At 44.5% G+C, this 23,874-nt stretch carries 24 protein-coding genes; 16 read left to right on the top strand and 8 right to left on the bottom strand.

The genetic code is table 11. The annotated features are described in order from the left end of the window. Positions 1-5: 5 nt before the first annotated feature. Positions 6-1,112 (top strand): RNA polymerase sigma factor RpoD, encoded by a 1,107-nt coding sequence (gene rpoD / locus LP667_RS08105; protein ID WP_021730854.1) that lies wholly within the window; start codon positions 6-8, stop codon positions 1,110-1,112. 673 nt (positions 1,113-1,785) lie between these two features. Next, on the top strand, positions 1,786-2,535 hold the full coding sequence (locus tag LP667_RS08100; RefSeq protein ID WP_021730855.1) for an HAD-IIB family hydrolase: 750 nt from the start codon (positions 1,786-1,788) through the stop codon (positions 2,533-2,535). A 77-nt stretch (positions 2,536-2,612) separates the two neighbouring features. Here the strand turns inward: LP667_RS08100 and LP667_RS08095 are convergent, their stop codons facing one another. From LP667_RS08095 to LP667_RS08085, 3 genes are all read right to left on the bottom strand, one after another. Next, positions 2,613-3,263 (bottom strand): YczE/YyaS/YitT family protein, encoded by a 651-nt coding sequence (locus tag LP667_RS08095; RefSeq protein ID WP_021730856.1) that lies wholly within the window; start codon positions 3,261-3,263, stop codon positions 2,613-2,615. Between the two features lie 7 nt (positions 3,264-3,270). Further along, positions 3,271-3,705: a MarR family winged helix-turn-helix transcriptional regulator gene (locus tag LP667_RS08090; RefSeq protein ID WP_021730857.1), complete on the bottom strand. Its 435-nt coding sequence runs from the start codon at positions 3,703-3,705 to the stop codon at positions 3,271-3,273. A gap of 71 nt (positions 3,706-3,776) precedes the next feature. After that, positions 3,777-4,232, bottom strand: coding sequence for a GNAT family N-acetyltransferase (locus LP667_RS08085; protein ID WP_021730858.1), 456 nt, complete (start codon positions 4,230-4,232; stop codon positions 3,777-3,779). A gap of 231 nt (positions 4,233-4,463) precedes the next feature. On the opposite strand from LP667_RS08085, the gene LP667_RS16725 reads away from it, so the two are divergent. The 6 genes from LP667_RS16725 to LP667_RS08060 all read left to right on the top strand — a co-directional run bounded on the left by LP667_RS16725 (position 4,464) and on the right by LP667_RS08060 (position 9,709). After that, positions 4,464-4,613, top strand: coding sequence for a hypothetical protein (locus LP667_RS16725; RefSeq protein WP_021730859.1), 150 nt, complete (start codon positions 4,464-4,466; stop codon positions 4,611-4,613). Positions 4,614-4,803: 190 nt separating this feature from the next. Beyond that, positions 4,804-5,691 carry an ABC transporter ATP-binding protein gene (locus tag LP667_RS08080; RefSeq protein WP_021730860.1) on the top strand — a complete coding sequence of 296 codons (888 nt, stop codon included), beginning with the start codon at positions 4,804-4,806 and terminating at the stop codon, positions 5,689-5,691. Next, a complete protein-coding gene (locus LP667_RS08075) occupies positions 5,688-6,458 on the top strand; it encodes an ABC transporter permease (protein WP_021730861.1) in 771 nt (256 codons plus the stop codon). The genes LP667_RS08080 and LP667_RS08075 overlap by 4 nt, the downstream gene beginning before the upstream one ends. Continuing rightward, positions 6,436-7,545, top strand: coding sequence for a sensor histidine kinase (locus LP667_RS08070; RefSeq protein WP_021730862.1), 1,110 nt, complete (start codon positions 6,436-6,438; stop codon positions 7,543-7,545). Before LP667_RS08075 ends, LP667_RS08070 begins: the two co-directional genes overlap by 23 nt. A 9-nt stretch (positions 7,546-7,554) precedes the next feature. Continuing rightward, on the top strand, positions 7,555-8,160 hold the full coding sequence (locus LP667_RS08065) for a response regulator transcription factor (RefSeq protein WP_021730863.1): 606 nt from the start codon (positions 7,555-7,557) through the stop codon (positions 8,158-8,160). 160 nt (positions 8,161-8,320) lie between these two features. Further along, entirely contained in the window at positions 8,321-9,709 is a 1,389-nt protein-coding gene (locus LP667_RS08060) for an FAD-dependent oxidoreductase (RefSeq protein ID WP_021730864.1), read from the top strand. A 1,120-nt stretch (positions 9,710-10,829) separates the two neighbouring features. Here LP667_RS08060 and LP667_RS08045 read toward each other — a convergent pair. After that, positions 10,830-11,774 (bottom strand): NADP-dependent oxidoreductase, encoded by a 945-nt coding sequence (locus LP667_RS08045; protein WP_021730865.1) that lies wholly within the window; start codon positions 11,772-11,774, stop codon positions 10,830-10,832. Positions 11,775-11,888: 114 nt separating this feature from the next. Next, positions 11,889-12,782: a LysR family transcriptional regulator gene (locus LP667_RS08040; RefSeq protein WP_021730866.1), complete on the bottom strand. Its 894-nt coding sequence runs from the start codon at positions 12,780-12,782 to the stop codon at positions 11,889-11,891. Between the two features lie 220 nt (positions 12,783-13,002). Here LP667_RS08040 and LP667_RS08035 point away from each other — a divergent pair, with 220 nt between their 5' ends. The 6 genes from LP667_RS08035 (at position 13,003) to LP667_RS08010 (ending at position 18,362) form a co-directional block, all read left to right on the top strand. Then, positions 13,003-13,443 (top strand): DUF2255 family protein, encoded by a 441-nt coding sequence (locus tag LP667_RS08035; RefSeq protein WP_021730867.1) that lies wholly within the window; start codon positions 13,003-13,005, stop codon positions 13,441-13,443. A gap of 2 nt (positions 13,444-13,445) precedes the next feature. After that, positions 13,446-14,087 (top strand): NAD(P)H-binding protein, encoded by a 642-nt coding sequence (locus LP667_RS08030; RefSeq protein ID WP_021730868.1) that lies wholly within the window; start codon positions 13,446-13,448, stop codon positions 14,085-14,087. 461 nt (positions 14,088-14,548) lie between these two features. Next, positions 14,549-15,394 (top strand): alpha/beta hydrolase, encoded by an 846-nt coding sequence (locus LP667_RS08025; RefSeq protein WP_021730869.1) that lies wholly within the window; start codon positions 14,549-14,551, stop codon positions 15,392-15,394. Positions 15,395-15,477: 83 nt separating this feature from the next. Continuing rightward, a complete protein-coding gene (locus LP667_RS08020; protein WP_021730870.1) occupies positions 15,478-17,151 on the top strand; it encodes an SWIM zinc finger family protein in 1,674 nt (557 codons plus the stop codon). A 232-nt stretch (positions 17,152-17,383) separates the two neighbouring features. Continuing rightward, positions 17,384-17,770: a YbgA family protein gene (locus LP667_RS08015; protein ID WP_021730871.1), complete on the top strand. Its 387-nt coding sequence runs from the start codon at positions 17,384-17,386 to the stop codon at positions 17,768-17,770. Positions 17,771-17,960: 190 nt separating this feature from the next. Further along, positions 17,961-18,362 carry a Spx/MgsR family RNA polymerase-binding regulatory protein gene (locus LP667_RS08010; RefSeq protein ID WP_033609334.1) on the top strand — a complete coding sequence of 134 codons (402 nt, stop codon included), beginning with the start codon at positions 17,961-17,963 and terminating at the stop codon, positions 18,360-18,362. Positions 18,363-18,559: 197 nt separating this feature from the next. Here LP667_RS08010 and LP667_RS08005 read toward each other — a convergent pair whose 3' ends face one another. Then, positions 18,560-19,165, bottom strand: a complete 606-nt coding sequence (locus LP667_RS08005; protein ID WP_050584251.1) for an NUDIX hydrolase N-terminal domain-containing protein — start codon at positions 19,163-19,165, stop codon at positions 18,560-18,562. A 7-nt stretch (positions 19,166-19,172) separates the two neighbouring features. Then, complete coding sequence (locus tag LP667_RS08000) at positions 19,173-19,925, bottom strand: DeoR/GlpR family DNA-binding transcription regulator (protein ID WP_021730874.1); 753 nt, start codon at positions 19,923-19,925, stop codon at positions 19,173-19,175. Between the two features lie 195 nt (positions 19,926-20,120). Between LP667_RS08000 and LP667_RS07995 the strand changes: the two genes are divergently transcribed. Then, positions 20,121-21,812: an FAD-dependent oxidoreductase gene (locus LP667_RS07995; protein ID WP_021730875.1), complete on the top strand. Its 1,692-nt coding sequence runs from the start codon at positions 20,121-20,123 to the stop codon at positions 21,810-21,812. Positions 21,813-22,013: 201 nt separating this feature from the next. Further along, positions 22,014-23,159 (top strand): ArgE/DapE family deacylase, encoded by a 1,146-nt coding sequence (locus LP667_RS07990; protein WP_021730876.1) that lies wholly within the window; start codon positions 22,014-22,016, stop codon positions 23,157-23,159. Between the two features lie 141 nt (positions 23,160-23,300). Here LP667_RS07990 and LP667_RS07985 read toward each other — a convergent pair whose 3' ends face one another. Then, positions 23,301-23,738 carry a MarR family winged helix-turn-helix transcriptional regulator gene (locus LP667_RS07985; protein ID WP_021730877.1) on the bottom strand — a complete coding sequence of 146 codons (438 nt, stop codon included), beginning with the start codon at positions 23,736-23,738 and terminating at the stop codon, positions 23,301-23,303. Positions 23,739-23,874: the final 136 nt, after the last annotated feature.

The raw sequence follows: 23,874 nt of genomic DNA, 5'->3' as shown, positions 1-23,874 counted from the left end.
ACTACATGGCAAAGGCAAAAGCAACGACGGCATATGACAAAGCCGTTAAAGCATTAATCAAGGAATATAAGAAAACTGGTAGCATTCAATATGATGAATTATCAGATAAATTAGCAGCGCCTTACAAACTAGATGCTAGTGGCATTGATAAATTATTGCAAAAAGTTGAAGATGCTGGGATCAGTGTTGTTGATGAAAAAGGTGATCCTGATGCTCGGGCAGTCAAGAGTGTCAAAAAGGTTTCTAAGAAGGAACTTAGTGACGCTGGTTCAGCTTCCGGAATTAAAATCAATGATCCCGTCCGGATGTACTTGAAAGAAATCGGTCGGGTCGACTTGTTAACGGCTGACGAAGAAGTCGCCTTAGCACTCCGAATCGAACAAGGTGATGAATCTGCCAAACAGGAATTAGCCGAAGCCAACTTACGGTTGGTTGTTTCGATTGCCAAACGGTATGTGGGTCGGGGCATGCAATTTCTTGATTTGATTCAAGAAGGTAACATGGGGCTAATGAAAGCCGTTGAAAAGTTTGATTATCGCAAAGGATTCAAGTTCTCAACGTATGCGACTTGGTGGATTCGCCAAGCGATTACGCGGGCAATTGCGGACCAAGCGCGGACCATTCGGATTCCAGTGCACATGGTCGAGACCATTAACAAGTTAATTCGGATTCAACGGCAATTGTTACAAGATTTAGGGCGCGAACCAACCCCTGAAGAAATTGGGGCCGAAATGGATATGCCAACGGAAAAGGTTCGTGAAATCTTGAAGATCGCACAAGAACCTGTTTCATTGGAAACGCCAATTGGTGAAGAGGATGATTCACATTTGGGTGACTTCATCGAAGACCAAGATGCAACTTCACCAGCAGATGCTGCGGCGTATGAATTGCTGAAGGAACAACTGGAAGGCGTGCTTGATACCTTAACGGATCGGGAAGAGAATGTGTTACGGTTACGGTTCGGACTTGATGATGGTCGGACCCGGACACTGGAAGAAGTTGGTAAAGTCTTCGGTGTGACCCGTGAACGGATTCGCCAAATCGAAGCCAAGGCGCTACGGAAGTTACGCCACCCATCACGCAGTAAACAATTGAAAGATTTCTTGGAATAATCACCAGATGATGACGTCTGACTAACCAGCTAAAGGTGCTGATTGGTCAGGCGTTTTTTGTTTATATGGATGCTGAAACATACTGTTCTGGTCTTTCGACGGTATCTGTCGAGTGTTACGGAGTTGATGTCATGAATCACTACTGAAAAGTGCTTGAATTTAGTTGCTAGTTTGTCAGCATATGTGCGCCCGATGCCGATCTCCGGGGCTGGGTGCCAATTGTAGGGCACTTCAACGTCGATTTGAGCTCACGCATAACCCGCGCAATCTCAAATACGAGTCTTATTCTAAGCTGGGTGTTTTTGACTTTACCTGTTTCGGCACGTTTTAATCATGATTAATACTAAATTAAATAACTAACACAAGGTATACAAAGCTGGTTAATCTGACATACTGATGGTTAGCGGGGTTAAGAATACGGTCTGGTCAGGCTTTCAGCCGTAGCCTAGTTGGCGTGCCCAACATCGTGGCTAGTTAGTTGGCGAAATACTCACATAGCTAATTTTAGTTAAGCGAGTGTTTTGTGATAGTATCAAAAAAACAAGCAGTTTGTGAACTGTTTGGTGGACTGAATTTGTTTGGTCCATTTTGATTGATGTCGCGTGGCGACTAATTAATATGGTACCCTAAGACGTAGAAGGGGAGTTAGGTTAATTAAGATGGGGGTACTCAAATGAATTATGTATTTGATATTGATGGGACGTTAAGCTTTGATGGTGAGACGATTGCACCACCGATTTTGGCTGCGATTCGGTCGCTGCAGCAGTGTGGTCATCAAGTAATTTTTGCGTCAGCGCGGCCAATTCGCGATTTGCTGCCAATGATTCCAGGGTTTGAGGATGGATTACTGATTGGTGCCAATGGGGCGCTAATTGCGGATAATCGACAAATTAGGCCGGTCGCACCCATAACGCCACGTGATCTGCAGCTGGTGACTGAGTTGATTGCTAGCGAGCGACTGAGTTATATTGCGGATAGTTGTTGGAACTATGCGGCTCAAGTTGATGACACCCAGCCGATTCTTAACCAGCTTGATCCGCAACAGTTGGCCCAAAAAGTTGCCCTACCGGAATTGAATGAAGTGATCAAAGTTATTTTAGTGGGATTGACAATGGCACAAAGTACGCGTTTAAGCGCGCAATTGCAGGCAGCCACGGGCTTGACGATTGTTCAGCATACCGCGGAAGGCAATTTGGATTTGACCGCTAGTAAGATCAACAAATGGTCAACCTTGCAACGGCTTGGAATCACGCGTTACGTGGCATTTGGTAATGATGAAAATGATCGGCAATTACTACAACATGCGACAACCAGTGTGTGGGTACAAAGTAAACCAGCGTTAAATCGGCTTGGACAACAATTAACGGATAGTCAGTGCTCACCAACATCAGTGGTTGAAAAAATTCGGGCACTGGCAGATTAAAACATTGCGATGAACACTGACAGCAAAAGCCACGGTCACTAACTAGTGACCGTGGCTTTATTGGACAATGCTGAAGATTAATCACCAGCAACTGGTGTCATCCAATCAACAAATCGATTGGCATGTTCGGTAAAGAAATTTACGAGTCGCCCAGTTAAAAAGGCCGCAATGAGGGTTCCTTCCCGCACGCCCGCTAAAGAGTGGGTAAAGCCAAGTGCCAAGACTAGCGAAATGCCAATCAAAATGAAATCATTATAAACTTTGACTTTGGCAAACTTGAGTTGATGAATGAGTGCGATGGCGTTCGGCAGTCCCTCACCAGGCATGATGATGGCGTGCGAATTGACTTCTAAAAAGACGCCTAACGATAAGAGCACCGTTCCCATTAAGACAAGTCCGAGTTGCTCGATGTATGTTTGATTAGGGAGGTTATGAAAAACCTTCACAAAAGCATCGATGAACCAACCGAACAGGCTGCCCGGAATTAATTGTAATAAGTTTTGCCAGGAGAACTGCCGGCGCAAAACGAGGGCCTCCAGTAGAACTAAAATGAAAATGAAGACAATTGTCAACTGGCCAATTGGAATTGCCGTAATATTGCTGATAACGTTCGGAATACTTGAAATCGGAGAAGTCCCTAGTAAGGATAATTTAGAGAGTGCGACGCCGGCCGACATACACAAAATACCAATCACGAGGACCCCAAAGCGTTTAATGAATTCTTTCAATGTGACTTCAATCTCTTTTCTCTTGTAAGCCTAAATAAACTTGTTGTAGTTGGGTTGTAAAGATTTGCTCATTAACTTCTGGATGGGCAGTGAAGAAGTCGTGCCACCAATCAATCAACGTTTTTTTAATGGCAGTCGCAATTTGTTCACCCGCTGGTGTTAAACTAATTCTCAGACTACGCTGATCGGCGGGGTCACGAAAACGAGTGACGAGTTGACGCTGTTCAAGCTGACGGACGGTGCGAGCCAATAAGCTGGGATCAAGTATCAGATTAGCGGCCAGTTCCTTTTGGGTTTGGGCCGGGTGATCGTAAACAACTAGTAATAGATCACTTTCAGTTGCTCGGATGTCTAGTGCCTTTAATTGGGTGTTGATACTGTTCTTGGATTCGCGGTAGATGCCCGCAATATATTTAGTTAGACTGAAATATTCGATAATCACAACTCCTTTTCATAAATAGTGGACAAGTCCATTATTTATGAAAAAAACGACTTTGTCAAGCCGGTCGTTTTTTAGTCAGTGCTGTAAGTCATGGTTAATAATGGATACGGTCTGCCCTGATCATCAGTTGCTTGGCGATCTGTGACGTAAAAACCACGGTGTTCATAAAATTGCTGTGCCCGCGGGTTCTGTTCATTCACCGTAACCGTTGTGGCACCATAATCCTGAATACTAGTTTGCAGTAAGGCAGTTCCAATACCAGTGCCACTAGCAGTGGGGGTAATAAAGAGCATGGCTATCAGTGAACCATCAATACCAATGAAACCGGTTGGCTCGTTCTGTTCATTCATGGCAATGAGCAGTTGTGGGACGGTTCGTAATGCCGTGGGGACTTCCTGTTCAATGGCCGTGATTTCAGCGGGCGTCAGAAAGTGGTGGCTGGCATCGACGGACTGTCGCCAAAGCTGCGTTAATTGGCTAATCAAATGCGGTGTTCGATCAGCAGGGTGTATCGGCTTAATTAACAATGGTCGACCTCCTTATTTTAGTTGTGACATAGGTTAAGTTTAACATGAAAGCTGGTCAGAACAAAAAGTCATCTAACCTCGTATTGAATGATGACGAGCAACAACGTGTGCAATAGCTGTGTGAAATCACAGTTGGAATTATAGCTAGTAAATAATAGCAATTCAATCGACATTAGCTTGATTAGCCCGTATACTAGTCGCAAATGGGCTGGTGGATCGGATGTGTTGCAAATGAAGTTTGTGATTTTTGGTGCCGAAGTATTGGGGTTGGCTGTGTGGCTCTTTTATAGTCGAACGCTGTCATTGAGTGTGCGTACTATTGGTGTTATTGTGATTATTGTCGTTTCACAATTGGCGCACTGGGCATTGAAGGCACGGTGACTCATGTCATTAAGTGTGATTTAAATGAACTTCTGGTGTAAACTTAGAAGTTCATTTTTTTGTCACAGCGTCTCATTCTGACTGCTCAGTGTTGTCATAATGACATTTGTCACCTGATAGTCATGACAAACGCGACTACTCGATCCGATTACACTGACGTACACTATAGTCATTAAAGGGGGCGGTTAGAATGACACCGTTGATTGAAGCAACTAAGGTTGCATTTAGTTATGGTCAACAGTCAGTTTTGACTGATATTAATATGACGATTGTGCCGGGCGAGATTGTTGGTTTGATTGGTGAAAATGGGGCCGGTAAAACGACGTTGTTAAACTTGCTATTAGGGATCAAACGGGTTCAACAGGGCCATCTCAAGGTGTTCGGGCAAGTAGCTGGTAGTTTGGCGGCACGATTAAAGATTGGATCAATGTTGCAGGGTGATATGGCAATTCAAGGCGTGACGGTGCGTGATATGTTAATGCTAGCTGCAGCACAACGGCTGCCTGAATTTGATTGGCAGGCATTATTAACCTCATTGGAATTACAAGATTTAGCCCAGCAACGCTTGACAGCATTATCAGGAGGACAGTTGCGACGAGTCACCTTTGCTTTAGCACTGGTAGGTGATCCTGATTTATTATTTTTAGACGAGCCGACCGTTGGCATGGATACCAATGCGCAACAGACATTTTGGCAACAAATTAGGCGCTTAAAAGCCGCTGGTAAAACCATTATCATTACCAGTCATTACTTACCGGAGATTGAAGCCATCGCTGATCGAATTATGTTGCTGAAAGACGGGCACTTTGTCTTTCAAGGCTCGTTTGCCGCGTTGCAAAAACAATATCAACAAGTAGAGATTCGTTGCCAAACGGCATTGCCGACGAGCCGGTTTACGAATTTAGCGGCAGTAACTGCGGTTACTAAGCAAGGTGATGAACTACGCATGAGTAGTGAAAACGGTGACGCTACGCTGCAAGCGATGATGCCAATAATCAGTGAATTGCATCAAGTCTCAATCAGTCGTGAATCATTGACGGATATTTTTGTTCATCTGACGAAGGGGGTCTCGGCATGAAAATTTTAATGGCACAACTAAGATTTGATGCCCGGCGTTTGATTATTCGCAACGCAGCGTTTCAGTTCTTTGCCTTGGTGATGCCAGCAGCTTTTTACTTGTTATTTACAAAAGTAATGGTTACCGGTGGCACCACGGCGCAAATCGCATTTTTTAATCGGTCTTACATGGGCAGCATGATCGTTTATAGTGGGACAATCAGTGCGCTGTTCAGTATTGCCCAGATTCTAATGCATGACCGGGAACGGGGACTATTACGGTGGTTACGGTTAACGCCACACGGGGTAGTACCGTACTATCGTTCAATTGGAATAATGAGTTTGGGGATGAATGCGCTAACGGTCGTTATTTTAGGCACGCTTGCGGTCGTTGTTAACCACGTTGATTTAACCGTGTTTCAATGGCTAGGGATACTTGGAATTGCCCTGATTGGTCAATTACCGACATTGCTGATGGGCGTTGGACTCTCATTTTTGAACCGTGCCGAAACGTTGAGTGTCGCTAGTAATTTAATTACCTTTCCGATGGCCATTATTAGTGGCCTATGGTGGCCTATTAACATATTGCCAAGTTGGCTACAGGCGGTTGGTAAACGACTGCCAACATATTATGTGAACGATTTGTTGGTCAACTGGGGCACCCATGGTACACTGAAATTAATCGATTTGTTTGGCATCGGGCTGTGGGTGTGCGGCCTATTAGTGATTGTTAGTTGGGGGATTCAGCGGGGACTTAAACGGGGGCATGGCGTTGTTGACGCATTATAAAAATAAATTGAAGACGATCGAATGGACGAGCTACGTGTGGCTCGCCTATTTGCCGTATACAATTGCGATTTATATACCAGCAAAAACTTGGCATGATTGGTTCTGGCTAATGATGATTGCTGGCTTTCTTGTATTATACATCTTAGTTGTTGAGAAACCGCATTGGCGTGCAGTGACGATGCCAGCGGAGCTTGTTGTGACGGGACTGTTTGCGGTATTTGCGGCTAACAATTTTATGATCATCTTTCCCGGCTGGCAAGTGAGTTTTTTACTTGGTCGCCGGCCTAAACGAGAATTTTATGGTTTTGCTGCGGGTTATTATGTCTTTTTAATTGCTGGCTGTATACGAGACTATTTGCAGTATCCCGGTGCGTTTGGGTGGCATAATGGTGACGTGATGGGCTTAGTTTTTCCATTGTTATCACCCATACTCGCGTATACCTTTTCGCGGTCAGTTGAACGACAGCGCCAACTCAACCAAACTAACCGCCGATTAAAAACAATTGTGGAACGTAACGAGCGTGAACGAATCGCGCGTGACTTGCACGATACCCTCGGACAGAGCTTTTCAATGATTACACTTAAAACGGAATTGGCCAAAAAATTACTCGTCAAAGCACCTGATAAAGTGGTATCAGAACTGGACGAAATCGAACAGACCAGTCGCCAAAATCTACAGTTAGTTCGCGAAATCGTCAATAATTTACACGAACAATCACTCACAGAAGTCTTGTTGGCCCAAACTCATAATCTAGCGGCGGCCGGTGTATGGACGACGACAGCTGGTGAGACACAAGCAACCAAGTGGCCGACAACGGTCCAAAGCTGTTTTGCGGCGGTGTTAGTTGAAGCCATGACCAATGTGATGCGCCACGCACGCGCGCACGAGGTGCGGATTGATTTTGTCGAGACGGCAAAAATTTATCAGATTAAGCTGCAAGATGACGGTAAGGGTGGGACCTTGACTCGTCAGGGCGCCAACGGGATTGCCGGGATGCGTACTCGGCTACAAGCCAAACAGGGCACCTTTGTCATCACGAGTAGTCGGCGCGGCACCCAGTTAATTTTAACTTTACCAAAGGAGTAGTGAGCCAGCATGATAACTTTATACTTAGCAGAAGACCAAAGTATGTTGAATTCTGCCTTGACCCAATTACTGGAACTAGAAGATGATCTACACGTGGTGGGTAGCGCAGTAGATGGGCTAAACGCCTGGCAGGAGTTGCCAGCATTGCAACCAGATGTCGCAATTCTTGATATCGAAATGCCGGGGATGACCGGGTTGGATGTTGCTGATCGATTGGCCAGTTTGCAGCTAGCGACGAAAGTGATTGTTTTGACGACCTTTGCGCAACGTCGTTATTTTGAACGAGCGGTTAAAGCCAATGTCGCGGGATATTTGTTAAAAGATAGTCCGAGTGATGACCTGATCGATGCGATTCGAGCTGTGATGACTGGCCGCACCATCTATGCGCCCGAGCTGGTCACGAACATGTTATCAGCAGACAACAACCCATTGACCGAACGGGAATTAGCAGTTTTGATCGAAGCCGAGAAAGGGTTGCCCACGAAGACAATTGCCGCTAATTTATACTTGTCAGCAGGGACGACTCGTAATTACTTATCCGCTATTTTTAGCAAACTGGGGGTTCACAATCGATTAGAAGCGATTCGCGTGGCGAAGGCTAATCAGTGGTTGTAAGGCTAGACTTGGTCATAACCAGATTTTAACAATGTTTAATTGAGATGATCTCGTCCATATACAAATGATTTAGTACGCGATATAATAAGTGAATAGCAGTAAACGTTAAACGTGATGACTAATAGCGTGGCAAATCTGGAAGAATGGAAGATGCGGTAATATGAAAGTAATTATCGTTGGCAGTACCCATGCAGGTACAGCAGCGGCACGACAGATTCTAACCCGACATCCGGAGACGGAAGTGACGATTTATGAACGAAATGACAATATCTCGTTTGTTTCAAGCGGTATTTACTTATACTTAACGGGGGTCATCCAACACCTCGAGGATATGTTTTATGCGACGCCGCAAGATTTAATCAAATTGGGTGCGCAAGTTAAAACTCAACATAATGTCTTAAGAATTGATACGACACAGAAAACAGTTCAGGTTGCTAATATGTTAACTGGTGCGGTGTTCATTGATCACTACGATAAGTTGATTATGACAACTGGTTCGTCAGTAGTTGTGCCACCAATTATGGGAATTGATCATGAGAAAGTCTTATTGTGCAAGAACTATCAGCAAGCACAACAGTTATATCAATCCTTACAAGCAGGCCAACACGTTGCCATTGTTGGGGCAGGTTATATGGGGACCGAATTGGCGGAAAGCTATGCTAGTATGGGGCATCAGGTGACACTCTTTCATTCACATGAGCAAATCTTAAATAATTATCTTGGCCCGGAAATGGCTAATGCTGCCGCTGAATTATTACGGGATCATGATGTTGATGTTCATTTGAATGAACGAGTCACTGGCTTTGCAACTAGTGATGCTGATCGATTATTGGTCGAAACTGCCCAAGGGGATTATGAAGTTGATCTAGCTGTCGTCTGTGCGGGCTTTATGCCGAATACGGAATTATTACGTGGGCAGGTGGCGATGGATCGCCACGGGGCCATTTTGATCAATGATTATGTGCAAACCTCGAATCCTGATATTTATGCGGCTGGCGATGCTTGTATGGTTAACTTTAATCCCACTGGACAGCCGGCGTATACCCCCTTAGCAACCAACGCCTTGCGTCAAGGAGCCTTAGCTGGAATTAATGTTTTCGGCAATCTTCATCCATATATGGGGACACAAGCAACATCTGCGATGCAATTATTTGATCACACGATGGCGACCACGGGTTTAACGTTAGGCGCGGCTCAGAAGAAAAAGTTACCCGTGCGCCACGCTGTTTATCAAGGTAATTGGCGACCGGCATATATGCCGACCACGGCTAAGGTGACCATTGATTTAGTTTATGATTATCAAAATCGGCATTTACTAGGGGCCCAGTTTTGGAGCCGCCATGACATTGCTCAGGCGGCCAATACGATTTCAGTCATGATTCAGAACCAAAATACGATTGATGACTTGGCCTATGTCGATATGTTTTTCCAGCCCAATTTTGATCAGCCATTTAATTACTTGAACTTGGTGGGCCAGTTGGCGGTGAAGCAAGAGTATCAGTACGGCAATCAGACCCCGCGGGTTACTGCTCGCGGTAATTGGCAATAGTCCTTCATCGTTTAATTTAGGATGAATCATGATTAAAACGTGCCAAGTTCTTAAGCTCAAAGGCAGCCAGCTTAGAACTGCTGGAACAGTTCAGGTTAGTGTAAACCTGCCTGGATAAATGTGTCCTATACCGACCTCCAGGCATTTCTGCCAATTGATGGAACGTGGTGGACACAGATTTAAGCCGCAACCCACGTCTTAAATACTGGTCTTCCACGCCTTAATACCATATTGGTGAAACGTGTTCAGGTCAGACTGAGACTTCCGGTTAGCTAGGCTAATCCTCAGTCTCAACTCGTCTGAACCTCACACTCTTGCAGTGCTGAGCATTGGCAGAAACGCCTTCCAGTCGAGATGGTATTCGAATGGCTGACAGGGATGTACTCGGCCTTTTGATAGACTTATCGTTGTTTTTGATAAACGGTAAATTTGTGATTCGACTGTTAGCGTGATATCAAGCTGCACCAATACTACGATTGCTAAATTAGTAACTTAGTATCGAAGAATTCCCATACCATAAAATACTCACGCAAAAAATACTCATTGACGGCTCACCCGACTGGAGGGGCTGGGTGACAATGCTCAGTAGCCAAATTATTCTTAGCTGGAAGTGCATTTCTTCCGGCTTAGAATAAGACTCGTATTTGAGATGACGCGGGTTGGGCGTTAGCTCAAATCGACGTCGGCTACGTTCCAGCAATTGGCACCCAGCCCCGGAGGTCGACATAGGACGCGTACTGGCTGACGTATAACAATCTAAACTTGGCACGTTTTAATCATGACTAATGCTAAATAGCAACTAGCATAACGTGTAACTAATTATCTTATTTTAGTCATGCTTCATAATAGATCAACTAAGTACCATGCGTAATTAGCTGGATGATTATTCTACGCTGACCTTCAGATTGAAGTTGAGTATTGCTTAGCCAATAAAATTAATGTGGGTGTTGCATTAATTCATTGGTGCAGTCAGTACAGGCTTCAGTGACACCGAACACGGCTTGGTCCTATTGCCATAAAAAATAAAGCGCGTCAATTACTCAGTGTTTCATCGAGTAATTGACGCGCTTTATAGTTTTATCCCAGTCCCTTGTTTTAATGGTACTGATATTTGATTAGACTAAGCCTCAGTACCAACGTTAATAATCAGTTTGCCCGCACTATGGCTGTTTTCACTATAGCGGTGGGCAGCTTGGAGCCCGGCCGTACTAAACGGAAAGACTTGGTCAATGACGATTTGAAGCTGGCCCTGAACGGCCAATTCACCTAAAATAGCGAGTTCCTGACCGTTGGGTTGGAGCCACCAACTAGTCACTGTGGGGCCTTGAGCCTTTTGAGCATCAGTGGGTTGGCCATCAATCGTCACTAAGCGACCGGTAGGCTTCAAAATAGCTAGGCCGTCATCAATCGCATCAATCGTGTCAAAGACAGCATCATAATCATGAAGAACGTCTTGAATGGCCGTGGTGTGATAGTCAATGACCTGATCAGCACCCAGCTTTTTTAACAAGTCATGGTGATTGGGACTAGCCGTTGTGGCTACCTTGGCACCTAAGTACTTAGCAATTTGAATCGCATTCAGGCCAACACCACCAGCGCCAGCTTGGATCAAAACCTTTTCACCGGCCTGAATCTTCAACTGATTATGAATGACTTGATAAGCGGTCAGTCCCGCAAGTGGTAGGGCGGCCGCTTGTTCAAATGACAGTTCAGTGGGCTTTAACGCTAACTTATCCTCTTTGACCGCTGCGTATTCGGCATAAGTGCCACGGCGGCCATCTTCATAAATATCTGGGCGCGCAAAGACGGCGTCACCAAGCTTGAATTTAGTGACTGCCGGACCGGCTGCAACAATGATCCCGGCAACGTCCCAGCCAAGGACTACTGGCATTTGCCAGTCAAACATGCCCTTTAATAAGCCTTGCCGCGCCTTCCAATCAATTGGATTGATACTAGTGGCTTTGACGGCAACTAAGACTTCGTCGGCCGCAATGGTGGGTTGATCGATGGTGGTCATCTGTAGCTCTTCAGGACCACCGTATTGATTAATGACAACTGCCTGCATAATTAATGATTCCTCCTAAAAACTGATAACTTAGCTTAGCATTTTAATTGTGGTCAATTCAATTATTTGGTTCGCAGTTTTATTAGCAAGTTGTCGCTGATGGTCCTTGAAGCGTTAATCAGTTATGGGTAGTGGTTGCTCAATATCCTTAGCCAGCTGCACAAGAAAAGCATTGGCGGCAGTGGATAATCGTTGTCCTTTGGGCCAGACTAAACTAGTGCCCGTTGTGATGCGGGGTGTTAAGGGTACAAATGTCAAATCAGATTGATTCGTATTGATAATGCCATCAACACATAGCGCGTAGCCGACACCCGCTGAGACTAATAGCGACGCGTTATAAAGCAAGTTATAAGTTGCTACAACGTTAAACTGGGGGGTGCTATCGCCGTACCAATTTTGTAGTTGGTCAAGCATGCCGTGTTGGGCTGAAGTAATAATGTTTTGATCTTTAAGATCGTCTAAGCTAATGTGATCTTGGTTTGCCAATCGTGACTGGCGGGGGACTAATAAGCCCCAACGACTCTCACCGGGTAAGCGAATGAAGTTGAACTCGTGTTTATCGGTCGGTTCCATAACGATGCCAAAATCAAAATTACCGGATTTTAAATTAGCTCGAATCTGATTCGCGTTGCTACTAGTTAGATTCGTCTTGATTTTAGGGTACTGGCGTTGTAATTTTTTGATCGACTGGGCAATAGTTAGAAAGCTGCGGGCTTCGGCACTTCCTAGCGCCAGCGTGCCACTAATTTCTTTGGCCGTGTTGACGTTGGCGAGCGTCTTATCGGTAAGTGCTAAGATTTGATTCGTTTGATTTGCAAAATATTCACCACTGCTAGTGAGCTGAATATGGCGACCATTACGTTCAAACAGCACGACACCTAGTTCGTCTTCTAAATCCTTGAGCTGACGTGAAATGGTTGGTTGAGAAACGTGTAAGCGTTCAGCAGCTCGGCTGATATTTAATTCCGTGACGACTGCTTGAAAATAACGCAAAACTCTTAATTCCATAGGAACACTCCTTACTATTACAAATGCGCATGCTTTTGAATACTATATAAGCATTAGACATAATGGTTGTCAAGCTTTAGGATGAACATTGTTAATGGATGACGCTAATAATTAATGACGGGAGTAGTGGCACGATGAATCAGCAGATACAATTAATGAGAATTTCGAAAATGGGACGATTGGCTGTTCAGTCAAGCATCATGTTTGGTGGTGAATGTCGATGGTAAAGCGAGCAGCGGACATGACCAATACTGGCGAAACGCAATCAGTTCATTGGCGGTCTGAGCAATTACAAGCCTTTGCGCTTGCGGATGATTTTCAAGTGTCGCCATTTTATGCTGATGGGCACACTTATGGTACACCGACTTGGATCTGGTCGGTGGTCGTGAATCACCAGTTGTTTATTCGGGCGTGGAATGGTCCCCAATCGCGGTGGTACCGCTCAGCGGTCAAGCAACAAGCGGGGCGGATACATTTAGCTGAGCATAATTATACGGTTTATTTTGCGGCGATTCACGACGAAACGTTGAATGTCGTCATTGATCAAGCGTACCGTCAAAAGTACGCTGGCAGCCCGTATTTGTTGCCGATGTTGCAAGCAGGACCACGATTAGCTACCGTTTGTGTAACGCCTAGGTGTGTTAATGAAAGTGAGAAATAAGAATGACTAAAGTAATGATTATTGGTGCCCATGGTGGTACGGCTAGATTAGTGATTGATCGGTTATTAACTGAAACCACTGATGAATTGATTTTGTTTTTACGACACGCAACGCGGTTGGCCCAGTATCGTGATAATCCGCGCGTCACTTTGGTAGAAGGGGATGTGCACGATATGGTGACTTTAACCCGGGCAATGGCACCGGCAGATATTGTCTATTCCAACGTTGGCGGTACCGATTTAGGAACGCAAACCAAGGACATTTTAGCTGCAATGAAGCAGACGTCACAACACCGGCTCATCTTTATTAGTGCGTTGGGGGCGCACCACGAAGTGCCTGGTAAGTTTGGTGAGTGGAATGAGCAAGCAATTGCCGCCTTTTTGCCCGGTTTTCGGGAGGCCGCTGATTTATTGAGCACGTCGTCAATTGATTATACGGAAATTCGACCAGCCTGGTTAACGGATCATGATGAAATTGATTACGAATTGACGACTAGCCATGAACCATTTAAAGGGACTGAAGTTTCACGAGCCAGTGTGGCGGATTTGGTCATGAGATTGATTGTGAAGCCGAATGATTATCAGCGCGCTAGTCTGGGTATCAATAAGCCGCATACGGCTGGCGACCGGCCACAATGGTTGTAAGCTGAGTACTTAATAAGATGGCGCTAACAAATATTAACGCGTTGTGTGAGTGTATTGACCATGGATCATGATTAAAACGTGTTAATTAACTAGGGCATGATTCGTTGGTATGATTCGTTGGTATGGCGCGTCGAACGCCGATTTAAGCCGAGGACCAAGGCATCGCAATCGCTAGGCACACCACGTGACGCCACTTGTCAGAAATGCCTGATGGTCGGCGGCCGATGAACTAATCGAACCAGTTGATACTGACTGAATTCTTTTCAGCGGTGTAAGCTGGTTATTTTGATCTTAAGACTTAGTCTAGCTCAAGTATGTCATCAGTAAAAAACGTCAAGGTTAATCATGCACTAGTTGCTGAGTTGGACCGGTTAACATGATATGATTAGAGTGCAATCGGGCTAGGCACGCGTTTGAATGTTGTGTTGCGGCCTGGTTGAGTGAAAAGGGGGATGTTCGAAGTGAAAAAGTTGTGGTTATGGGGCAGTTTAGTTGGTCTACTAGTAATGCTAAGTGGTTGTGGTCGCTCGTTGACGACGCCGGGAGCACCGCAAATAGCCAACGGTCAAAAATACGTGCCAACGCTGTTTTTCCATGGTTGGGGCAGTAGTTACCATGCAGAAGAACATATGGCTAACGCGGCGGTTAAGGCGGGCGTGACGCGAACTATTATTCGTGCCATGGTTGCTAGCAACGGTACCGTGAAATTGCAGGGAACTTTTAAACGGGGCGATTATCGGCCCATTGTTGAAGTTAATTTTGCCGCTAATCGTTCGTCGAACTATCAGAAGGTTGGACAATGGGCCAAAAATGTCGTAGTTGCTTTGCAACGGACTTATAGTATCAAATCGTTCAACATGGTTGGGCATTCTATGGGGAATATGGCGATTGGGTTTTATCTATTAGCGAATGGACAAAACAAGCATTTACCGCAGCTGCGCAAACAAGTCGACATTGCTGGTCATTTTAACGGCATCTTGGGGATGGATGACGAGCCTAATCAGATGAAGCTAACTGCTCAGGGACGCCCGACGAAGATTCAACCAGCGTATCGCCAGCTCATGAAGTTACGGCAGGTTTACCCGCGTCAGCAAGTGGCAGTCCTTAATATTTATGGGGATAAGGGCGACGGGACCCATTCGGATGGTTCGGTTAGTAACGCGTCGTCGCAGTCGCTACGCTATTTGATTGCTGACCGGGCACTTTCTTACCGGGAAGTTAAGATTTCCGGCCAACACGCGCAACACAGTCAATTACATGAGAATGCGCAAGTTGACCGGTTATTGATCCGTTTCTTGTGGTCATAAGGGCCAGTTCAGTACGTAGTAACTTGTCCGTTAATTCATATTGGAGTAGAGTAAAGACGGATTAGTTAACGGGAGTGATGATATTGGATTGGGAAGCCTATTTTCCAACGGTGATTGCCGAGCGCGGCTATGATTATTATTTACAAGGTTTAGTAACGGACTTGCAACAGACCAAAACGCAAATTACAGCCACAGTGACGGGAACTAAGTGTTACGACGTAAGCATCAGTATGAGTAATGACGAGTTTCAAGCTGGTACTTGTGACTGCCCATACGCGGCTGGACATCAGTATTGCAAACACATGGCGGCGGTATTATATCAAGTGGCGGCAGTGAATGATTCAAGTCAACCTGCAAAGACAACCGATAGTAATGAGGATGATCATGACGAGAACCGGGTGGCTCAGGTGGTCGCCCACGCGACGAATGCACAAGTTCGGGACTTCCTGAACACTGTTTTGATGCATGATGCACACCTAGCACAATTGTTTAAACTTATGGTTGGTGGGTTAGAACCGCAACGGGACTTGTCAGAATATCTAGCAGTAATTGATGATCCGTTTGAGACTAACGCCGACTCGGATGGTTTTATTGATTATACGGCCGCAACTGATTTTGGTGAAGAAATGTTGTCCTTGCTGAATGAGGAAGTGCAACCCCTAGTTGATCAGCGTCAGTTCAGTCTGGTATTTCAAATATTAGCGCATTTGATGCTTAAAATCGACCAAGTCGACATTGATGACTCAGATGGCGAAATCATGATGATTATGAGTGCTTGTGATGATTTATGGCAACAAGTTTTGGCAGAAGCTAATACGGATGTTCAGCAACAAGTGTTTGATTGGTTATGTCACCAATTAACGCTCTCCTCAAATTTTATTGAAGATGCATTAATGACATTATTGTTCACGTATTTCAAGACGCCAGCATTTATTGATGCCAAGTTAGCTTATACGGCCAAGCAATTACGAGCCGCTGAAAAGCGCCCTAATGGTTGGGAGCGTGACTTTCAGGTTGAAAAATGGCTAAAGTACCATTTGCAAATGATGGCAGCGGCGCATGTTCCTGATCAGCAGGTCATTGAATTTTGTGAAACTAATCTAACAGTGCCACGAGTACGTTTGTTTTATGCCCAATTCTGCTTACAGCATCAAGACGCAGCCCATGCAGTCCAATTGCTACAGACTGGTAAAAAACTTGTCACTGATGATGCGTCGTTGTTAGTCGCATTTAGTCAACAACTAAAAAGTGTCTACCAACAGCAGGGTAATCAGAAGTTATATCGTCAGGAATTGTGGCAATTACTGACTGAATATTGTCCAGCGGATGAAACGTTGTTTTCAGAATTGAAGCAGAGCTATGCCCCTAAGGATTGGCCAGCAGCGCGGACACAACTGTTTGCTGCGATCGCTACTAATCCGCGTGCGGATCTTAAACCGCTATACGTGCAAGAAAATTTATTACGTCCCTTATTAAAGGCCGTAGTTGCGGCGGATGGATTGTGGGATATGCGATCGTATGAAGGGTTGTTGAAACCACATTTTTCGGATCAATTATTAGCTAAATATGACCAGGAAGTTCGAAAAATGGCTGCTACTACCGGGACTCGGCGCAAATACCAACAGTTAGTTGATATATTAGAGCGGATGCTGAATTATCCGGCTGGAAAAGGGACCGTGCACGCAATCGTTCGTGATTGGCATCAACAATATCCGCGACGGTCAGCAATGATGGATGAACTCTCACGATTAAAGTAACGGCCAATGAATGTCTTAACTTGATGTAATTGGCCTGTGTCGAACATAAATAATAAATTAGCGCAATGCGTATTAAACATGTTAATTAAGCAAATCGCTGTTGTTAATATTCTGAATTCGATAGAATATTGACAACAGCGATTTTTAGATGGCTACTGGGACAGACTGGGCTTATTAACAGGCTATCTATAGTATTTAGTCTAGTTAGTGATCAAGAACAAGGGGGATAAAAATGACACAATGGCAGCGGGAATGGGCCTATCAAAAATATTGGGTGATGGCACATTCGCAACAGCATTACGATGCAATTCGGCAATTGGCCCGTAATAATCAGTGGTCGGCTACTAAAGAAGCACGCTTAAAACAATTATTGGCAGAAGCTGCGCGGCAGCCACCGACTAAAGCGACACTAACGACGGCCTATCAACACGTCTGGGGTTACTTTAAAAAGCGATGTACGACGGCCGAAAAACAACGCTATTTAGCGTTACTGGCGACGTTAACACCGGAACATGACTTACTTGGCCCGTTTTTACGACAATTAGCGCTTAAGTATCAAGTACCCTATTTATTATCGTCACGATTGTTAATGGAAAACAAAGCGGCTCGTGAAACGTAGTCCGAAAAAGCTGACAACTGGTGAAAACCATAAAATAATTATTATGAATACTATAAAAAATATGAAAAAATAATGAATTTTTTACGATTACTTCGTTCATGTCTTTACAAAGTCATGAATAACCTGCTACAATAATAAACAAGTTATAATTATCATAATAAAAAACACTAACCGAGGAGGCGAAATGATTATGATTAAATTGTTTACTCAAGCAGGATGTAACTCATCGCGAAAGGCCCGCCAATGGTTCCGTGACCATGGTATTGCATTTGAAGAGAAGAATTTTAGTAGTACGGCACCGACGATTAGTGAGTTGAAGCAGATTTTATGTCTGACTGAAAATGGGTTGGATGATATTATCTCGACTCGTTCGCAGTTGTATCCCACGATTGCGGATAAGCTACCGGATATGACATTTAATGAGACTTTACAGCTGTTGTGCGAACACCCCCAGTTATTACGACGACCAATTATTGTCGGTCGTAATAAATTACAAGTGGGTTTTAATGATGATGATATTCGCCAGTTTATTCCCCGTCATATTCGGCGGATAAGTTTTCAACGAACTTTAGTTGGTTTGGTGGATATGTAAGCACGCCGTGTCTATTTTTGAAATGTATTTGTGAAGCTGATCATTACTAAGTCTATGAAAATTAACGTAGTTGTGACTATTGATTTTATTAGCGTGTCATTAAGAAAAGAGGTTTCAGAATGAAAAGTTCTGAAACCTCTTTTTAGTGATGGTAGTAATCACTAGCAGGCACAAGCAGCTGAAAGGCAGTGTTGCGATTAATCGACTTTAACTACTTCGGCGCAACCCATTAATTGGTGCAATTGTTCTTCGGTGGTACGATTTTTGGATAAAGGGGGGAGGTTATCAAGGGTAAAATAGGCTGTTTGAGCTACTTCGATGTTCGGTTCGAAGTGGCCATCAGTAATCTCACAGTCGAAGACTAATTTATAGTATTGGAACGGCTGGGGAATATCGACGCGTAGTGCAGTATCAAAAATGGTGAGTAACCCTTGCACGTTAACGTGTCGTCCGGTTTCTTCCCAGACTTCGCGGGCCACGTTCTCAGTAGGGGTGTAACCGACGTCGGCAAAGCCACCTGGTAGTGCCCAGAGTTTAGTTTTAATATCTTGGACCAGTAACAACTGGTTGCCGTGGCGGATTAGACCGCGCACATCTAATTTGGGTGTAACATAGCCCGTATCTTGGGTCAGCATCGTGGTTAATGTCGCAACGGATAAGTTGGAAGTGGTGGCCATCTGTTGAATCAATAAAGTTTGTAATTTTTGATAGCGATCTTGATCAAATGGATCGATCGTATAGGCCAGGCCGCTTTGTATCAAGGCTAACATGGCGCGTTGGCTAGTTAATAATGATGACATAATTTTCCTCCTAGAGATAAATAATTTTATCGGGTGCGATTTGACGAGTGATGTGTTCAGGGAGTGGCTGGTCCGTGACGAATAAGTCAAAATCAGTGAGCGCCAACAAGTTAAAATTATGTTTGACGTCCACTTTGGTATGGTCAAAGACTAAGATTAACCGATCACTTTGGGCACGGAGCGTTGTCTTTAATGCAATATCAGACTCGTAGGCGTAATAAACACCGTTAGCAGTAAGACCCGCACAACTCAAGACAGTGGCTGTAAATTGAAATTTTTGTAATTCTAAAATGCTATCAGCACCATGCACGCAACGCTGTTGGGCATCTAAAGTACCGCCTAAGATCCGCGTTTGAAGATTACTGTGCCGCAGTGCTTGGTCAGCGATATCAAGTGAGTTAGTGACGAGCATTGCGGGCTGATCCGATTGGAGATATTGTGGCAAGCAGGCAACTGTAGTAGAAATATCCAAAAATAACAACGAAGCAGAGGCTAAATAAGGACTAACTTTTTTTGCTAAGGCGCGTTTAGTTTGGATTAAGTCGTTATCGCGGTCAAGATATTGATCTAGTTTATTAAAAGTATTGGGCTGACTAATACCACCGTAAGTCCGTTCTACGAGATTATTGGTAGCTAGTTTAACGATGTCCCGCCGAGCAGTGTCGCGCGAAGTCCCTGTTAATTGCATAATATCTTTTAAACTGAGTGAGGGACTAGTTGCCAGTTGCGTTAAAATTAGGGTTAAACGTTCTTTTTGATTCATTAAGCATCACCGTAAGTTTCTTTAAGCTTTTTACTAATAATAACTTATTTTCACTTAAAAATAAAGTCACCTGATTACGAGTGACTTGAACCGATAGTGATAATGATACAGCCGTGTGCTTGTGGTTTAAGAACGAATCCTTTAGAATTGAAGCTAATTAAGCGCTATCAAACGGGTAATGAAAGGATGATTTAAATGAAAGTAAGGCAAGTCGTTATCGTTGGTGGGGTTGGTGGTGGTGCATCCGCGGCGGCCCGGGTGCGGCGATTGGATGAATTTGCCCACATAACCGTCTTTGAAAAGGGTCCGGATGTGTCATTTTCAAACTGTGCTTTACCGTATACGTTTAGCGATGTGATTGATCAGCCAGACGATGTTATTTTGAAGACACCTGAACAGTTTGAGCAACAGTATCAGATTGACGTTCAAGTTAAGACGGAAGTTATAGCGGTAGATGCTGGTAGTAAAACCGTTACAATTAAACCGGTAGATAGTGATGTTACCGCTACGGTGCCTTATGATAGTTTAATTTTATCGCCCGGGGCCCGTCCGATTGTGCCAACGACCATCGAAGGCGTTGAACAGTCTAACGTCATGACGGTCCGTAACGTTCAGGATGTCCGCTTGATCCAAACGTTCATTACTGAACATCAGGTACATGACGTGACCGTGGTTGGTGGTGGCTTTATTGGTTTAGAGATGGCTGAGAATTTACAAAAGGCTGGTCAGAAGGTCACGATAGTGGAAGCGGCAGAACATGTCTTAGGAACCCTCGATGATGATTTCGCGCAGATGGTCCACAAAGAATTGTATGATCATGGGGTGCAACTCATTTTACAAGATGGGGTCGCGGCCATTAGTTCCAATCAGGTTCGGTTAAATTCAGGACGAACCGTTGCAACACAGCTGGTTATCATGGCAATTGGCGTGACGCCGGAAACGAAACTGGCCGTTCAAGCGGGCTGTCAATTGGGTGTAACGGGAGGGATTAAAGTTGATCATCGCTATCAAACATCCGTGGCGGATATATATGCGGTGGGTGATGCGATTGAGGTAACTAATCGCTTGACGCGGCAACCAACACGTTTGGCCTTAGCATTTCCGGCACAAATGCAGGCTCGTCACTTGGTTGATCAATTATATGGGCAGACGCCTGATTGTCAAGGTGTCATTGGCTCACAAGTATTACATTTGTTTACACTAAACATTGCCTCAACGGGATTGACCGCCACTGCTTGTGAACAGCAGCAGATCGATTATCGCTTTGCAACGGTGGCGCCACAAGATCGGGTCAGTGTCATGCCTAATACGACACCGGTGTTTATTAAGTTGATTTTTAGTTATCCGAGTGGTGAAATTTTGGGTGCTCAGGCTATCGGCCAATCTGGGGTTGATAAACAAATTGATATTATTGCGAGTTTAATAACGATGCATGGACGTGTGAGTGATTTAACGGATCTTGAACTATGTTATTCACCGTGGGTCAGTACGGCTAAAAACGCGGTCAATATGGTCGGTTTGGTGGCTGCAAATATCCTTAATGATGAGTTCAAGCAAGTTAGTGTGACGCAAGTTCGGCAGTTGGTCTTGGGTGGCGCATTTATTATTGATGCCCGGGAACCGCAAGAATATGCTAATGGCCACATCAATGGCGCACACAATATTCCATTGAGTCAATTTCGGCAGCGCTTAACTGAAATTCCGACAGATCGGCCGGTCTATATTCATTGTCAGACTGGTCAGCGGAGTTATAACATGGTCCGCGCGCTGCTTAATCGGGGATATGCAAATGTTATTAATATTGCAGGATCATATGCCGAACTCGTCCAATATGAATATTTTAATGATCAGACGACAGCGCGGACATCGATTTTGAGCCGTCCATAAAAATAATCATTGGCAATATATAATTATTAGGATATACAAGCTTGTTAGCTTATTAGTGAGTATTAATCATGATCGATTAATTAACACAATGCGTATTAGGATGATCATATAGAACAGGTTAATTTAAATTGACCGGGAAAGTACCAGCAAAGACCTGATAATGCTACGCTGGAATTATCAAATGAAAGTAGATGGCAAAAAATGCAGACGATCAAAGAAACTGAAGCGCTTCAAATTTTAGCTGATGTGATTAAAATTCCATCAGTGAATGACCATGAATTGGCGGTCGCTAAGTATCTTCAAGCATTGCTACGGCGCTACGGAATTACCGCCGATCTCAATACAGTCACTGGTGACCGGGCGAACTTGGTTGCTGAAATCGGTAATGGTCAGCCGGTACTAGTGGTTTCGGGCCATATGGATGTTGTGGCGGCTGGCGATCGGGATGCGTGGGACACTGATCCCTTCACGTTAACGGAAAAATCCGGTCAGCTGTTTGGCCGTGGTGTGACGGATATGAAGGCTGGGCTGGTCGCGTTAATCGTGGCGATGATCAATTTGCAGCAACAAGGGTTGCCTAAGCAAGGGACGATTCGATTATTAGCGACAATGGGTGAAGAAGTTGGGGAAGCAGGCTCAGCAGCGTTCTATCAGCAAGGCCTGATGCAAGATGCCGCCGGGTTATTAATTGCGGAACCGTCAACAGTTTACGGAACGGCGGCTGAACAGAAGGGGTCTTATGATGTAAAATTGACCTCCAAGGGTAAAGCAGTGCACAGTTCGACACCCGAGCGTGGTTATAATGCGTTAGTTCCGTTGATTCAACTGCTCAACGAAGCCAATGATTACTTTGCCACACTGCCCGCTGGTGAAATGGGCCCGGTCAAGTTCAATATTGACGTGTTGAATGGTGGTGACCAAGTGAACTCACTACCAGATTCAGCAACTGCCCTGATTAACGTTCGAACGATTCCAGAGTATGATAATGATCAGGTTATTGCAAAGTTAAACCAACTTATTGCGACGTATAATCAACAGGGTGCCAAAATCAGTGCCACGGTCATCATGAATGAAGCCCCGATTGCCACCAAGACTAACAATCGGTTAGTTAAGTTGATTCAGAAGGTGGGGCAGCCCTATGCTGGTCGTGAAATTGTGGTCGCACCGAGTCCTGGTATTACGGATGCCTCTAATTTAGCACAACAACAACCGGTTGACTTTGCCTTCGCCGTTTATGGCCCGGGCAATATGACCCAGCATCAAGTTAATGAGAGTCTTCCTAAGCAAATGTTTTATGACTTCATTGATATCTACCAACAACTTTTTACGGATTTTTTAGCGAATTAGTTGGTTGACGGTAGTCATTATTAAAATTTTGAGTCTGACTAAAACCCGGTTCAAGCAAACGGTTGCCTGAGCCGGGTTTTTAGTCGATAGTGTGTCATCACATGTTTTGCGATGGCGGCCATGCCATTCGGATTAAGTGGACTAGTCGTTGGCTTTAGTTGGGGCGGCAAAGGCGACTGTAATTTGCCGCAAGGCTTCGTAAGTAATAGCAGTATTGGCACCGATGATTCGTGCCATGCGGCGTTCACTAGTTTCAAAAAAATGTTCGATTTGAGTAGCGAGTTTGCGTGATTTGGGTGTCAATAATAATCGTTTGTAACGGCCGTCATCTTTGGCCGGAACTCGAATCAGTAAGTCAGCAGCTTCCATTTTCGAAACTAAGCTGGAACAAGTTGCTTTGCGAATGTTGAATTCTAGTTCTAAGTCACGTTGGAAGAGGTCATGGTGCTCATTGTTAGCGATAAAGTTGATGGTACTAATTTGCATACCAGTCAGACCAAGGGATTTCGCATAATGATCAGAATCACGGGACAGAGCATTGTTGGCTTTTTTAATCATGATACCTAATGAATCCTGCATAATTAGACTCCTTATGTTCGGTAGTTGTTCTAATACTAACTATTTTGAATTATAGAAACATATCTTTATAAAGTCAATGTAAATACTACTGTTGAAATCGAAATAGTATGTTAGAATAAGTAACTAGTTCGTATTC

Source organism: Lactiplantibacillus paraplantarum (assembly GCF_003641145.1).
Lineage (GTDB): Bacteria > Bacillota > Bacilli > Lactobacillales > Lactobacillaceae > Lactiplantibacillus > Lactiplantibacillus paraplantarum.
The sequence above is the reverse complement of the archived record's forward strand: the minus strand, read 5'-3'. Positions and strand labels throughout refer to the sequence as shown.